This is a genomic window from Burkholderia pyrrocinia (assembly GCF_001028665.1).
Taxonomy (GTDB): Bacteria; Pseudomonadota; Gammaproteobacteria; order Burkholderiales; family Burkholderiaceae; genus Burkholderia; species Burkholderia pyrrocinia.
The window spans coordinates 174761-189478 of sequence record NZ_CP011504.1; the positions used below are offsets into that span (position 1 = coordinate 174761).

At 66.2% G+C, this 14718-nt stretch carries 10 protein-coding genes and 1 pseudogene; 9 read left to right on the plus strand and 2 right to left on the minus strand.

Features of this window, described 5'->3' with window-relative positions:
- Positions 1-206: 206 nt before the first annotated feature.
- Together ABD05_RS17140 and ABD05_RS17145 are read left to right on the plus strand one after the other, a co-directional pair.
- On the plus strand, positions 207-1742 hold the full coding sequence (locus ABD05_RS17140; RefSeq protein WP_047901383.1) for a catalase: 1536 nt from the start codon (positions 207-209) through the stop codon (positions 1740-1742).
- Positions 1743-1819: 77 nt separating this feature from the next.
- On the plus strand, positions 1820-2431 hold the full coding sequence (locus ABD05_RS17145) for an ankyrin repeat domain-containing protein (RefSeq protein WP_047901384.1): 612 nt from the start codon (positions 1820-1822) through the stop codon (positions 2429-2431).
- A gap of 12 nt (positions 2432-2443) precedes the next feature.
- Here ABD05_RS17145 and ABD05_RS36260 read toward each other — a convergent pair.
- Positions 2444-2560: pseudogene (locus ABD05_RS36260) on the minus strand (APH(3') family aminoglycoside O-phosphotransferase); the annotation flags it as partial.
- Positions 2561-2723: 163 nt separating this feature from the next.
- Here ABD05_RS36260 and ABD05_RS17150 point away from each other — a divergent pair.
- The 6 genes from ABD05_RS17150 (at position 2724) to ABD05_RS17175 (ending at position 12081) form a co-directional block, all read left to right on the plus strand.
- Positions 2724-3881 carry an efflux RND transporter periplasmic adaptor subunit gene (locus ABD05_RS17150; RefSeq protein WP_047901385.1) on the plus strand — a complete coding sequence of 386 codons (1158 nt, stop codon included), beginning with the start codon at positions 2724-2726 and terminating at the stop codon, positions 3879-3881.
- Positions 3882-3901: 20 nt separating this feature from the next.
- Positions 3902-7045: a multidrug efflux RND transporter permease subunit gene (locus tag ABD05_RS17155; RefSeq protein ID WP_047901386.1), complete on the plus strand. Its 3144-nt coding sequence runs from the start codon at positions 3902-3904 to the stop codon at positions 7043-7045.
- 4 nt (positions 7046-7049) lie between these two features.
- Entirely contained in the window at positions 7050-8480 is a 1431-nt protein-coding gene (locus ABD05_RS17160; RefSeq protein ID WP_047901387.1) for an efflux transporter outer membrane subunit, read from the plus strand.
- A gap of 102 nt (positions 8481-8582) precedes the next feature.
- Positions 8583-9275, plus strand: a complete 693-nt coding sequence (locus ABD05_RS17165) for a response regulator (protein ID WP_047901388.1) — start codon at positions 8583-8585, stop codon at positions 9273-9275.
- Positions 9276-9364: 89 nt separating this feature from the next.
- The gene (locus ABD05_RS17170; protein ID WP_053059949.1) at positions 9365-9616 is read left to right on the plus strand and encodes a hypothetical protein; all 252 of its coding nucleotides are present in this window, start codon (positions 9365-9367) and stop codon (positions 9614-9616) included.
- A 632-nt stretch (positions 9617-10248) separates the two neighbouring features.
- Complete coding sequence (locus ABD05_RS17175; protein WP_047901389.1) at positions 10249-12081, plus strand: S53 family peptidase; 1833 nt, start codon at positions 10249-10251, stop codon at positions 12079-12081.
- 169 nt (positions 12082-12250) lie between these two features.
- Here ABD05_RS17175 and ABD05_RS17180 read toward each other — a convergent pair whose 3' ends face one another.
- Positions 12251-12907: a pyridoxamine 5'-phosphate oxidase family protein gene (locus ABD05_RS17180; RefSeq protein ID WP_047901390.1), complete on the minus strand. Its 657-nt coding sequence runs from the start codon at positions 12905-12907 to the stop codon at positions 12251-12253.
- Positions 12908-13234: 327 nt separating this feature from the next.
- On the opposite strand from ABD05_RS17180, the gene pdxR reads away from it, so the two are divergent.
- Positions 13235-14701, plus strand: a complete 1467-nt coding sequence (gene pdxR, locus ABD05_RS17185) for a MocR-like pyridoxine biosynthesis transcription factor PdxR (RefSeq protein WP_047901391.1) — start codon at positions 13235-13237, stop codon at positions 14699-14701.
- Positions 14702-14718: the final 17 nt, after the last annotated feature.

The following is a 14718-nucleotide window of genomic DNA, read 5'->3' on the forward strand; positions in this document are numbered from 1 at the left end:
GCATGGCTGCGGCATCATTCTCAGCGCAATGACTCATTGCGCGCGCAACAATATTCGTTCTTTCCTTCCGCATCGACCGGGCCCGCACCGCACCGACGCCGCGGCTATCGAAAACATATCCAATATCAATTGGTCAATCGTCTGACGATCTCTTCTAATTCAGTCGGCTTCCCCACCACCGATCGGATTCAAGGAGTTCCATCGTCATGTCCTCATCCTCCCATCGCGTGCTGAGGCACGCAGTCGCCGCGATCTGCGTTGCACTCTCCGCTTCTCCCCATGCCGCCGAACTCACCCGGGACTCCGGCGCGCCCGTCGGCGACAACCAGAATTCGCAGACGGCCGGCCCTGCCGGCCCCGTGCTCCTGCAGGACTCCGCGCTCATCGAGAAACTGCAGCGCTTCGATCGCGAGCGCATTCCCGAACGTGTCGTGCATGCGCGCGGCACCGGCGCATTCGGCGAGTTCGTGCCGACCGCCGACATCTCGGACCTGACGAAAGCGAAGGTCTTCACGCCGGGCACCCGCACGCCGGTGTTCGTGCGGTTCTCCACCGTGATGGGCTCGCGCGGCTCGCCCGAACAGGCGCGCGATCCGCGCGGCTTCGCGGTGAAGTTCTATACGCAGCAGGGCAACTGGGACATGGTCGGCATCAACTGGCCCGTGTTCTTCATTCGCGACGGCATCAAGTTCCCCGACTTCGTTCACGCGAACAAGCCGAGCGCCGTGACCGGCGTGCAGGATCCGAACCTCGCATTCGACTTCTTCGCGAACACGCCCGAAGCGACGCACATGCTGACGATGCTGTACACGAATGCCGGCATGCCCGATTCGTATCGCCGCATGGACGGCTTCGCGGTGCATGCATTCAAGTTCGTCAATGCGCGTGGCGACGTGCACTACGTGAAGTTCCACTGGAAAAGCCAGCAAGGCGTGCACGGCCTGCGTCCGCAGGACATCGCCGCGTCGATCGGGCGCGACTGGAACATGATGACGAACGACCTGTACGGCGCGCTGAAGCAAGGCGACTATCCGAAGTGGGATCTGTACGTGCAGGTGCTCACGCCGAAGGACCTGAACCGTTTCGACTTCGATGCGCTGGACGACACGAAGGTCTGGACCGGCGTCCCTGAACGCAAGATCGGCACGATGACGCTGAATCGCGTGCCCGACAACTACTTCCAGTCGACCGAGGAATCGGCGTTCGCGCCGTCGCGGCTCGTGCCGGGCATCGAACCGTCCGAAGACCGGATGCTGCAGGATCGCCTGTTCGCGTATGCCGACACGCAGCTGTACCGGCTCGGCTCGAACTACATGGACCTGCCGATCAACCGGCCCGTCGTGCCGGTGGTCAACAACAACCAGGACGGCAAGATGAATGCCGGCGACCGCAAGGGCGAGGTGAACTACGAGCCGTCGACGCTGCACGAGCTCGCGCAGGATCCGCAGTACAAGTCCGTCCGCACGACGCTCGCCGGAACGACGCAGCAGGAAGCGATCCACAAGAAGCTGCTGTTCCGTCAGGCGGGCGAGTACTACCGCGGCCTGTCGCAGCAGGACAAGGATGACCTGATCACCGCGCTGTCCGGCGATCTCGGCAAGGTGACGAACGCGCGCAACCAGTACGCGATGCTGTCGTACTTCTACAAGGCCGACGCCGACTACGGCACGCGTCTCGCGCAAGCCGTCCACGCGAACGTTCAGCAGGTGCAGTCGCTCGCGGCGAAGCTGAGCGAGAACTGATCCCGCGACTCCGGTCGCCGTCGACGTGCGGGGTTGCGCCGCGCACGTCGGCCCTATCCCCACATCAGGACATCCCCATGCGATCAGAACGCCTGACACGCACGATCCGCGCGACCGCAACGGCCCTGGCGCTGGCCGCGATCGCCGGCTGCGCGCATCTTCCCGACCAAGCGGCGTATTCCAGGGCCGATCCGGCCGCGCTGCGCCGCTATGACGGCGACTGGTTCGACGCCGCCCGCGTCGGGCGCGTCGACATCCTGCGTGCATTGCACGACGCCGGCTATCCGGTCGACGCCACCGACAGCCGCGGTTTTACGGCCGTGATACTCGCGTCCTACGACGGCCAGCCCGCTGCGCTCGACTACCTGCTGTCGGCCGGCGCCAATGCATGCGCCGGCGATCGCCACGGCAACACGGCGCTGATGGGCGCCCTCTTCAAGAACGAACCCGACATCGCGCGGCGCCTGATCGACACACGATGCCCGATCGACCAGACGAACGGCGCCGGCGAAACCGCGCTGGGGTTCGCGACGCTGTTCAATCGCTTCGAGCTGATTCCGCTGCTCGTCGCGCATGGCGCGAATCCGAACCATGTCGATCGGCGCGGCCAGTCGCTGCTGCGGCTCGCGCTGACGCACGACAACACGGAAGCCGCGGATGCGCTGCGACATGCCGGTGCAGAACGGTAGCGCGACCCCGATCCCTCGGTACCGCACGAAGAAAGGCGCGACCCATTCGCTGCCGAGATCCGCTTCGATACCGCGCACCGCCAGTGCCAGATCCTGATAGCGATCGGCCACGCCCAGGCGGCCGCAATCGCCCATTCGTCGGAGCATGGCAAGGCCTGCCGACATCTTCTCCCCGCGCTTTTCGCCCGCTCCATCGAATCTCCATCTTTCCGCATCAAAGACGCCAACTATTCGACGCAAACTCCGCTCCGTCAAAGCAGGCAGTGGGCTGCCTGCGCTTCCTGGAGTCGCTATGAAGAATCAAGAACGATGCTGCTACGGCGCCGTATGCGCGCTGGTGGCGGCGATGCTGGCGGGTTGCGGGCCCGCCGGGCAGCAGGCCGCGGCACCGGCCACCCCGGTTGCGGCGATGACCCTGGCAGCCTCGCGCCTCGACGTGACCGAAGACCTGCCGGGCCGCGTCGCGGCCGTGCGGACCGCCGAGATCCGGCCGCAGGTCAGCGGCATCGTGCAGCGGCGGCTGTTCGAGCAAGGCAGCGAAGTGCGCGCGGGCCAGCCGCTGTTCCAGATCAATCCGGCGCCGTTCAAGGCCGACATGGATACGGCCGCGGCGTCGCTGCAGCGCGCGCAAGCCGCGCTCGAGCGCGCGAAGGTGCAGACGGCGCGCTTCAAGCCGCTCGTCGAAGCCGATGCGATCAGCCGCCAGGTGTACGACGACGCCGTGTCGCAACGCGACCAGGCGGCCGCCGACGTGGCACAGGCCCGCGCGACGCTCGCGCGCCGCCAGCTCGACCTGAAATTCGCGACAGTGGAAGCCCCGATCGCCGGCCGCATCGACCAGGCCCTCGTGACCGAGGGAGCGCTGGTCGCCAGCACCGACAGCCAGCCGATGGCGCGCATCCAGCAGATCGACCAGGTCTACGTGGACGTGCGCCAGCCGGCCGCGTCGCTCGAATCGCTGCGCGGCGCGCTCGCGTCGCAGCCGGACGCAACGCGCAACGGCCTGCCGGTCGACGTGCTGCGCGGCGACGACACGCGCTACGACGTGAAGGGCTGCATGCTGTTCTCGGGCGTCAACGTCGACCCGGGCACCGGCGACGTGCTGGTGCGCGTGCTGGTCGACAACCCGAAGCGCCAGTTGCTGCCGGGCATGTACGTGCGCGCCCGCATTCCGCGCGCGCACTATGCGAACGCGCTGACGGTGCCGCAGCAGGCAGTCGTGCGCGCCGGCGGCAAACCGCAGGTCTGGGTGCTCGACGCGAAGGGCACCGCGCATCTGAAGGCCGTCGAAGTCGGCGAGCTGACGAACCGCAGCTATCGCATCAAGTCGGGCCTGCAGGCCGGGCAGAAGATCGTCGTCGAAGGCATGGAACGCCTGATCGACGGCGCACCGACCGCCGCGACCGACTGGAAGTCGCCTGATGCGGCCGCCACCGCGTCCGCGCACTGAGTCACAGGGAGCCTTCCGTCATGGCTGAATTCTTTATCCGCCGCCCGGTATTTGCGTGGGTGATCGCCCTCTTCATCATCCTGATGGGGCTGATCGCGATCCCGCAACTGCCGATCGCGCGCTATCCGTCGGTCGCGCCGCCGACCGTCACGATTACCGCAAGCTACCCCGGCTCCACGCCGCAAACGATGAACGACGGCGTGCTGAGCCTCATCGAACGCGAACTGTCCGGCGTCAAGAACCTGCTCTACTTCGAATCGTCGGCCGATACGTCCGGCAGCGCGCAGATCACGGTGACGTTCAAGCCCGGCACCGATCCGGCGATGGCGCAGGTCGACGTGCAGAACAAGCTCAAGACCGTCGAGCCGCGCCTGCCGTCGGTCGTGCGCCAGAACGGCGTGATCGTGGAGTCCGCGGCGTCCGGCTTCCTGATGCTCGTCGGCCTGCGTTCCGACAGCGGCCGCTTCGACGAAGGCGCGCTCAGCGATTACATGTCGCGCAGCGTGGCCGAGGAACTGCGCCGGATCGACGGCGTGGGCCGCGTGCAGCTGTTCGGCTCCGAACGCGCGATGCGCGTGTGGGTGGATCCGCAGAAGCTGATCAACTACGGACTGTCGATGAGCGACCTGACGACCGCGATCGGTCAGCAGAACGTACAGATCGCGCCGGGCAGCCTCGGCGCGTCGCCCGCGCTGCCGGGCCAGCGCGTGAGCGTGCCGCTCACCGTCCAGGGCCAGCTCACGACGCCGGAAGAGTTCGCGGCAGTCGTACTGCGCGCGAACGCGGACGGCTCCAGGGTCGTGCTCGGCGACGTCGCCCGCGTCGAGCTCGGCTCGCAGGGTTACGGCTTCGTGAACCGCGAGAACGGCAAGCCGGCCACCCTCGCCGGCGTGCTGCTCTCGCCGGGCGCGAATGCGGTGAAGACCGCCGACGCCGTGCGTACGCGGATGGCCGAGCTGAGCAAGGCGATGCCGTCGGGCATGACCTACTCGATTCCGTTCGATACGTCGCCGTTCGTGAAGATCTCGATCGAGAAAGTGCTGCATACGCTGATCGAGGCGATGGTGCTCGTGTTCCTCGTGATGTACCTGTTCCTGCAAAACGTCCGCTACACGCTGATTCCGGCCATCGTCGCACCGGTCGCGATGCTCGGCACGTTCACGATCATGGCGATGACAGGCTTCTCGATCAACGTGCTGACGATGTTCGGCATGGTGCTCGCAATCGGCATCATCGTCGACGACGCGATCGTCGTCGTCGAGAACGTCGAGCGCCTGATGGCGGAGGAAGGCCTGTCGCCGAAGGACGCGACATCGAAGGCGATGAAGGAAATCACGGGCGCCATCGTCGGCATCACGCTCGTTCTGACCGCCGTGTTCATCCCGATGGCCATGTCGAGCGGCTCGGTCGGCGTGATCTACAAGCAGTTCACGCTGTCGATGGCCGTGTCGATCCTGTTCTCGGCGCTGCTCGCGCTGACGCTCACGCCGGCCCTGTGCGCGACGATGCTCAAGCCGGTCGAACCGGGCCATCACGAGAAGCGCGGCTTCTTCGGCTGGTTCAACCGCCGCTTCGACCGCCTGACGACATGGTACGAGACGCGCGTCGGCCGCCTGGTCGGCCGCACGGGTCGCGTGATGCTGCTGTTCGTCGCGATCGCGGGCGCGCTGGTGTTCGGCTTCAGGAACCTGCCGTCTTCGTTCCTGCCCGACGAGGACCAGGGCTACTTCATGACCAGCTTCCTGCTGCCCGCGGACGCGACCACCGATCGCACGCATGACGTGGTCAAGAAGCTCGAGAGGCATCTTGCTTCGCGCGCGGCGATCCAGTCGAACATTTCCGTGATGGGCTACGGCTTCTCCGGCCAGGGCTCGAACGCCGCGCTGAACTGGGCGGTGCTCAAGGACTGGAAGAACCGCGGCGGCTCGTCGACGCTCGAGGAAAGCATGCTCGCCCAGCGGGCGATGGCCGGTGTGACCGAAGGCACGGTGATGAGCCTGCTGCCGCCGGCGATCGACGAAATGGGCAACAGCTCGGGCTTCACGATGCGCCTCGAAGACCGCGCCAACCAGGGCGAGGCCGCGCTCAAGGCGGCTGAAGCGAAGCTGCTCGGGCTGGCCGCGCAAAGCAGGATCGTGACGGGTGTGTATCCGGACAGCCTGCCGGCCGGCACGAGCGTGCGCCTGGAGATCGACCGTGCGAAGGCCCAAGCGCTCGGCGTGTCGTTCACGACGCTCAGCGACACGCTGTCGACCGCGATGGGCTCGACCTACGTGAACGATTTCCCGAACGCAGGCCGCATGCAGCAGGTGATCATCCAGGCCGATGCGCCGGCGCGCATGCAGATCGACAACGTGATGAAGCTCTACGTGCGCAACGCGGCCGGCGGTATGGTCCCGCTGTCCGAAATGGTCCGCCCGGTCTGGACCGAGACGCCGCTGCAGATGGTGCGCTTCCAGGGCTACCCGTCCGCGCGCATTTCGGGCGGCGCCGCACCCGGCCAGTCGAGCGGCGCGGCCATGGCCGAGATGGAGCGTCTCGCCGCGCAATTGCCGCCCGGCTTCGCGGTCGAATGGACCGGGCAGTCGCTGCAGGAACGCCAGTCGGCGTCGGAGGCGCCGATGCTGATGGTGCTGTCGATGATCGTCGTGTTCCTGGTGCTGGCCGCGCTGTACGAGAGCTGGTCGATTCCGCTGTCGGTGATGCTGGTGGTGCCGCTCGGCCTGATCGGTGCGATCGGCGCGGTGCTGCTGCGCGGATTGCCGAACGACGTGTTCTTCAAGGTCGGGATGATCACCGTGATCGGCCTGTCCGCCAAGAACGCGATCCTGATCGTCGAGTTCGCGAAGCAGTTGCGCGAGGAAGGCAAGGGGTTGATCGAAGCGGCCGTGCAAGCGTCGAAGCTGCGCCTGCGCCCGATCCTGATGACTTCGCTCGCGTTCGGCCTCGGCGTCGTACCGCTGATGATCGCGACCGGCGCGAGCGCCGAGACGCAGCACGCGATCGGTACCGGCGTGTTCGGCGGCATGGTGACCGCCACCGTGCTGGCCGTTTTCTTCGTCCCAGTTTTCTTTGTGTTCGTGATGAGTATCCAGGAGCGCATCTCCGCGTGGCGGGCCTCCCGCCGGAAACCTGCCGCTGCACACCACGAACAAGAAGGTTGATGCCATGCGATTGCTTGTTCTTCCCCTCGTCCTCGCCCTGTCGGCATGCTCGCTGGCGCCGACGCTGGTCAAGCCTGACATGCCGGTGCCGACGGCCTACACGGCCGCCGCTGCCGCCGACCGGCAGGCCAATGCGGCCGATCTCGGCTGGCGCACGATGTTCGGCGACCGTCGCCTGCAGCGCCTGATCGAGATCGCACTCGACAACAACCGCGACCTGCGTCTCGCGGCGCTGAATGTCGACGCCGCCGAAGCGCAGTACGGCATCCAGCGCGCCGCGCGCCTGCCGTCGATCGGCGCCGGCGCGAACTTCACGCGCCAGCGCACGGCGGCCGACCCGCAGTCGAACCCGCCAGTGTTCGAAACGACGCAGAACCAGTACGGCGTGAACGTCGGCATCAGTGCGTTCGAGATCGACCTGTTCGGCCGCGTGAAGTCGCAGTCGGATGCGGCATTCGCACGCTACCTCGCGACCGATCACGGCCGCCGCGCGGTGCAGATCTCGCTCGTCGGCGCGGTGGCGGACGCGTATTTCGCGGAACGCCTCGCGCAGGAGCAGCGCCGCTTGTCCGAGCGCACGCTCGGCGACTGGCGGCAGTCGCTCGATCTCGCGCGCCGCCTCAAGGAAGCGCATCAGGCGAGCGGTGTCGACATCGCGCAGGCCGAAGGCCAGGTCGCAAGCGCCACCGCCGACCTGGAAGCGCGCACGCGCGCCGTCGAGCAGGCGCGCAACGCGCTGCGCCTGCTGCTCGGCACCGAGCCGCCGAAGGATCTGCCCGACGCACTGCCGCTGCAGCAACAGCCGGTGATGACGCAACTGCCGGCCGGGCTGCCGTCCGAGCTGCTGTTCCGCCGCCCGGATATCCAGCAGGCCGAACAGAACCTCGTCGCCGCGAACGCGGACATCGGCGCCGCGCGCGCCGCGTTCTTCCCGCGCCTGTCGCTGACGTCGTCGATCGGCTTCCTCAGCCCGGCGATGGGCAGCCTGTTCGCCGGCGGCCAGAACGTGTGGAGCTTCGCGCCGCAGGTCACGGTGCCGATCTTCCAGGGCGGCCGGCTGCGCTCCGAGCTGCGCCTCGCGGAAGTACGCAAGTCCAGCGCGGTGGCCGAATACGAACGCGCGATCCAGACCGCGTTCCGCGAAGTCGCCGACGGTCTCGCCGGGCGCGAAACCTTCGGACGCCAGATCGAAGCGCAGACGCGTGTGGTCAGCTCGGCCGAACGCCGCACCGACCTGTCGAACCTGCGCTATCGCGCGGGCGTCGAGGGTCGGCTCGAGCTGCTGGATTCGCAGCGGCAGCTCTATTCGGCACGGCAGGCGCTGCTCGACCTGCGTCGCAGCGAGCTCGGCAATGCAGTCGCGCTGTACAAGGCGCTCGGCGGCGGCCTGACGGAAAGGGATGTCGCGCCTTCGACGAGCGTGGTGCAGGACTGAACGTCAGGCGCTGCGCCATCCGCGGCAGCACGCGGAATGGCGCAGCGCGATTCAGCCCGGCAACGGGCTGCTCCGATGGTTCGACATCGCACGGCAAACCCAATGACGAATTCCCTGATACTGATTGCAGAAGACGAACCCGAGATCTCCGACATCCTCGACGCGTACCTGAAGCGCGACGGTTTTCGCACCTGCCGCGTCGCGGACGGGCAAGCGGTGCTCGACGTTCAACCGCACCTGAAGCCCGACCTGATCCTGCTCGACGTGAAGATGCCGCAAAAAAACGGCTGGGACGTGCTCGCCGAGCTTCGGCGGCGCTGCAATACGCCGGTCGTCGTCATCACCGCGTTCGACCGCGACCTCGACCGGCTGCAGGCACTGCATGCCGGCGCGGACGACTACGTCGTCAAGCCGTTCAACCCGGCCGAGGTCGTCGCGCGGCTTCGCGCGATCCTGCGCCGCGCGGGCCCGCCGCCGACCGCGCGCATGCTTCGCGTCGGCGATCTGGAAATCGACACCGAAAGCTATCTGGCGCGCGTGCGGACGGAATCGGCCGAGGTGCCGATTGCGCTGACGCTGACCGAATTCCGGCTGCTCGCGCACATGGCGAGATCGCCGAGCCGCGTCTTCACGCGAAGCGAACTGCTCGACGCGTGCATGGCCGACATGAGTGCACTGGAGCGCACGGTCGACAGCCACGTCAGCAGGCTGCGCAGGAAGCTCGAACAGGCCGGTGCGCCAGGCATGCCCGAAGTGATGCGCGGTGTCGGCTACCGGCTGCGGGGCGCGCAGTGACCGTGCCGGCAAAGCCGAGCCTCCACCTGCCTGGTGTTCGCCACGGCTGCCTGACCAACACGTCGCGATTCATTGAGGACTTCAATACGATGACCATTCAACTGAAACACCTGACTTCGTTCGATGCGGCAACCGCAGCCGCCGCCGGCGGCAACGCAATGCGCGCACCACTCGCGGAACTCGAAACCCGGCTCGAAGAAATCCGGGGGCTCGCCACCGAAGCGGACGCATCGTCGCGCGAAGCCCTGCTTCACTGTGTGGACGGGCTGTTCCGGTTTGTCGACGACCTTCGGGTTGTCGAGCAACCGGAAGCGCCGCCCATTCGAGCACTTCCTCGATAACGGTCGACCCATTACAGGACGAATCGGAAAGGATCGGCGAATCGCCTTCGGAATTACCAGCGAAATCGATTTTGAAAATTACAAAATACTGCCGATCTTTTCAAAAATATTTCGCTTTATTCGATTTAATTTTGTTTCATATAATCAAAAAAAGTTTGACACTCCGCTTTCGTTCTTGATACCGTCAGCTTCAAGCAACCGGACGAATTGTTCACCACGCAATCGATTCCGCTCTACGTTTTTTTCGCTTCCGCCGCACCGAAGTGCTCGCCGCCGGCCGTGTCGTTCGCGCACCGGCACATGCAACATCCCGATGCAACTCATTGGACGGCTGCCATCCGGCAGCGGGCCGAAGGATCGAATCAAATGAGCAGGACAACGAAGCTGTTGCTCTAGCAATCCCGCCCGCGCCATGTCCGTGCGGCTGCTCCGCATCGCGGCGCAGCCCTTCCGCTACCGCGTTTTCCGTATTTCGCCCCCCGGAGAGAAACCACCTTTCCGGATCGGGCGAAAGGCCCTGTCGCGTCCGCGCCGACCGCACGAGCGCGACAGAAAGCGGCGGTGCACGACCCGCACCGCTGTCGACCGTTGTTGTTCGTGCCGTTCGATGTTCAACCGGAGGGGTAATTCAAATGAATCAGGTTGCAGACAAGAAACAAAAGCACATTCGCATCGTCAAGCTCGCATTCGCCGCCGCCGCGGCCGCTTCGTTCGGCATGGCGACCGTCCACGCCGCGCCGGCGGCCGGCTGGACGGAAACGCGCACCAAGGGGTTCCTGCCGCTCGTGCAGCAAAGCGAAGCCAGCGCGGCCGGCGCACCTGCCGCGAGCACAGCTGCCGCCGCGGCCGCGGCAGTCGAACTGGCGCCCGGCGAATCGGTGGACATCGTGCTCGGCCTGAACCTGCGCAACGAGGCGCAACTCGACCAGACCCTGCGCGACCTGCATACGCCCGGCTCGCCGCACTACCGTCAGTTCCTCACGCCGGCGCAGTTCGCCGCGCAATATGCGCCGACCGACCAGCAGGTCGCGTCCGTCGTCGCGCACCTGCGCAAGGAAGGTTTCGTGAACATCGTGGTCGCGCCGAACCGCCTGCTGGTGTCCGCGTCCGGCACCGCGGCGACCATCAAGTCCGCGTTCCGCACGACGCTCAAGCGCTTCACGCGCAACGGCCGCAGCGTCTATGCGAATACCGACGCCGCGCAAGTGCCGAACGCGATCGGCGGCATCGTGGGCGCGGTGCTCGGCCTGCAGAACGTCGAGCTGATGCATACCGGCGCGGGCAGCAAGCCGCAAGGCAACACCAGCAACCTGACGATCCCGGCCGGCGCGTCGGCGGTGCCGCACAACCCGACCGAATTCTCGTCGATCTACGGCGGCGACGGCACGCCGACGGCCTCGCAAACCACGGTCGGCATCATCTCCGAAGGCGACCTGTCGCAGACGGTGAGCGACCTCAATACGTTTGCCGCGAACAACGGCCTGGGCACGATCAGCAGCAGCATCGTGCAGACCGGCCCGGCCGGCAGTTCGTACACCGATACGTCCGGCACCGTCGAGTGGAACCTCGACAGCCAGTCGATCGTCGGCGCCGCCGGCGGCAGCGTGAAGCAGGTCGTGTTCTACGCGGCGCCGTCGATGACGCTCACGGCGATCACGGCCGCGTACAACAAGGTGGTGACGGACAACGTCGCGAAGGTGATCAACGTGTCGCTCGGCGTGTGCGAATCGTCCGCAAACAGCACCGGCTCGCAGGCGACCGACGACGCCATCTTCAAGCAGGCGGTCGCGCAGGGGCAGACCTTCTCCGTCTCCGCGGGCGACCATGGCGCGTACGAATGCGCGAGCGGCACGCCGTCGCGCTCGACCTACACGGTGAGCGAACCGGCGACGTCGCCGTACGTGATCGCGGTGGGCGGCACGACGCTGTTCACCAACACGTCGACCAACGCGTACAACAGCGAGATCGTCTGGAACGATCCGAGCTGGCAGCCGGGCACCGTGTGGTCGACGGGCGGCGGATACAGCAAGTACGAGGCCGCGCCGTCGTGGCAATCGTCGACCCTCACCGGGTCGACCAAGCGCGCGCTGCCGGACGTCGGCTTCGACGCCGACCTGCGCACCGGCGCGATTCTGGTGGTGAACGGCCAGACGTCCGACACGCTGTGGGGCTCGGGCTACCTGAACAACGAAGGCGGTACGAGCCTCGCCGCGCCGATCTTCACCGGCATCTGGGCGCGACTGCAGTCGGCGAACAACAACGCGCTCGGGTTCCCCGCGTCGAGCATCTACAAGTACTTTCCGTCCAACGCGGCGCTGCTGCACGACGTCACGTCCGGCAACAACGGCAGCGGCACCTACGGCTACAAGGCAAAGGCCGGCTGGGACGCAACGACGGGCTTCGGCAGCGTGAACATCTCGAAGCTGAACGCGTTCATCCAGAGCACGTCGGATTTCGCGCGCTGATGGATCGATGACCGACGCGGTTCCGGGTGCGCGCCGTTTCGTGCGCCCGGAACTGCATGCAACTGCGTAAAAAACCCGCGAAGGCTGCGAAGCCCTCGCGGGTTTTCTGCATTCCGCGTACGCCGCGCGCCGCCGCCTCCTGCGAAGCCTCCCGGTCTTGCCGCGGTACTCAATCGGCCCAGTTCCGGACGTAGTCCGGCACGGGCACGCCGCCGTTTCCGTCGGCATGAACCGGCGTACCGCGCGTCGTCTTCAGCGGCAGGATCCCCGCCCACACGGCGAGCGCGAGATCTTCCTCCTTGTCGGAAGGCAGCGAATCGCTGACTTTCACGGCCGCCTCCGCAAGAGAAGTCCGCAGCACGCTGGTTGCGTTGATTTCCTTCGAATTGCCCGGTCGCGCTTCATGCTTGCGGCCCGCGGCGATCTTGTCCATGAAGGCATCCAGCGCCGCGAGTTTTGCCGCGCTGCCGTCCACCACGTCGAACTGCCCGTAGATCACCGCCGATCGATAATTCATCGAATGACTGAAGGCCGACTTGGCCAGCACGAGCCCATCCAGCAGCGTAATCGCCACGGACGCCTGCGCGCCCGCAGACAACGCCTTGATCATCCGGCTCCCGTTGGATCCGTGAATATAGAGATCATCGCCCCTTCTCCAGTGCGCGGTCGGGATGCAGTGCGTGTCCCGTCCGTCGCCGAACGCGATGTGACAGACGTACGCATCGTCCACGATGCGGTGGAGCATCGTGCGATCGTGATTCGCCAGTTCGGGCAGGCGGCGAATGGTGGTACGGGATGTGGGAGAGCTCAGGGTCTGGTCGTTCATGTTTCGTTTTCCTGTTCGCGCGCCACCTGGCGCGCATCGATCGGCCCGCGCTTCCGCAAGACACGGATATCCGGTCGAATATATCTATGTACTGCGAAATGAATCGCATCGGAATCGCACGATATCGAAGCGTGGGCAACCGGTCGATCGACTCGTCGACAGTCGCTCGCCAAATCGATCAAAATACGCGATTGCAACGATCGTCCGACGTACCGGCAAGCCGCTGCGAATCGCCCGGCACGGGCCTGCGCCGCGAGAACGTGAACAATACGATGTGCGTTGATTCTTAAAAAGAACCAGCCCAAGGAAAATTTCTGGAACCAGCCTATGGATCTCGCGCTGCTCATCTCGTCGCTTTCCAGGCAGGACGGCACGACAAGACACAGCCAGCAGGAAGCCCTGTACCGGAGCCTGCGCAGCATGCTGCTGGACGGGCAGATTCCGCCCCGCACGCGGCTCGTGTCGACGCGCGTGCTCGCGGCGGAACTGGGCATCGCGCGCAACTCCGCGGTCTATGCGTACGAGCGTCTTGCCGAGGAGGGCTTCGTGGCGGCCACGCGCAACGGCACGATCACGCTGTGGGACGGATGCGGCCGATCGAGCGCCGGGAATGACGGCAGCCCGGCCCCGGTTCACCTGTCCGAGCGCGTGCACGGCCTGGAGAACGCCCATCCCGAACCCGAGCGCATGCTGCCGTTCGTCCCCGGTCTCCCGTCGCTCGACGAATTCCCCGTCGCCCAGTGGCGCCGTTGCATCGAGCGCGCGTGGAAAGCCGTCAAACCCGCCCAGCTCGCGTATGGGCCGGTCGAAGGGCTGCCCGAATTGCGGCGCGCCGTGGCCGCCTACATCCGCATCTCGCGAGGCGTGCGCTGCGAGACCGGCCAGGTATTCATCACCGACGGCACGCAGAGCAGCCTCGAGCTGTGTGCGCGCATGCTCGCGAATCCCGGCGAATTCGGCTGGCTCGAGAACCCCTGCTATAACGGCGCCCGGACGGCATTCCGCTCGACCGGCCTGAATATCGTGCCGATCGAGGTCGACCACGAAGGCATGGCGCCGACCGCCGAACAGTGGCGCAACAAGCCGCCCCGGCTGATCTATACGACGCCGTCACACCAATACCCGCTCGGCGCGCTGATGAGCCCGCGGCGACGCGCGGCACTCGTCGAGCACGCACGTGCATGCGGTGCGTGGATCATCGAGGACGACTACGACAGCGAGTTCCGCCATGGCGGCCAGCCGCTCCCGGCGATCCAGGGCCTGGATGCCGACGCGCCGGTCTGCTATCTCGGCACATTCAGCAAGACGATGTTTCCCGCCCTCCGGCTCGGCTTCATGGTGGTGCCGCCGGTCCTGGTCGACCGCTTCACCCGAACGCTGCGCGAACTCGTCCATCGCGGCCATTCGGCCGATCAACTGGCGATGGCCGAATTCATCGACACCGGCCTCTTTGCGCGCCACCTGCGCCGGATGAGAGCGCTGTACGCCGAGCGGCGCAGCAGCCTCGAAGCGGCCCTTGCCCGCCACCTCGGCACCGCGTTGAGCGTTCGGGAGAGCCCGGGCGGCATGCATCTGTCGGCGGATCTCGCGCTGCCGCTGCACGACACCGAAGTCGCGCGCGCCGCGTCCGCGCATGGCCTGCTGCTTCAGCCGCTGAGCAGCTACGCCGTCGGCGACGGCCGCCGATACAACGGCTTCGTGCTCGGATATTCCGGCCTAAGCGACGCGACGATCGCGACAGCAACGAGGCAGTTCGCTGGCGTCATCGAAAAACTCAGCCGCACGCGGAGCTGAACGCAGCACGCCGCATC

Coding starts and splice junctions, on each gene's coding strand:
- ABD05_RS17180 (WP_047901390.1), bottom strand. CDS start 12,907: ATGAACGACCAGACCCTGAGCTCTCCCACATCCCGTACCACCATTCGC.
- ABD05_RS17175 (WP_047901389.1), top strand. CDS start 10,249: ATGAATCAGGTTGCAGACAAGAAACAAAAGCACATTCGCATCGTCAAG.
- ABD05_RS17155 (WP_047901386.1), top strand. CDS start 3,902: ATGGCTGAATTCTTTATCCGCCGCCCGGTATTTGCGTGGGTGATCGCC.
- ABD05_RS17140 (WP_047901383.1), top strand. CDS start 207: ATGTCCTCATCCTCCCATCGCGTGCTGAGGCACGCAGTCGCCGCGATC.
- ABD05_RS17165 (WP_047901388.1), top strand. CDS start 8,583: ATGACGAATTCCCTGATACTGATTGCAGAAGACGAACCCGAGATCTCC.
- ABD05_RS17145 (WP_047901384.1), top strand. CDS start 1,820: ATGCGATCAGAACGCCTGACACGCACGATCCGCGCGACCGCAACGGCC.
- ABD05_RS17150 (WP_047901385.1), top strand. CDS start 2,724: ATGAAGAATCAAGAACGATGCTGCTACGGCGCCGTATGCGCGCTGGTG.
- pdxR (WP_047901391.1), top strand. CDS start 13,235: ATGGATCTCGCGCTGCTCATCTCGTCGCTTTCCAGGCAGGACGGCACG.
- ABD05_RS17170 (WP_053059949.1), top strand. CDS start 9,365: ATGACCATTCAACTGAAACACCTGACTTCGTTCGATGCGGCAACCGCA.
- ABD05_RS17160 (WP_047901387.1), top strand. CDS start 7,050: ATGCGATTGCTTGTTCTTCCCCTCGTCCTCGCCCTGTCGGCATGCTCG.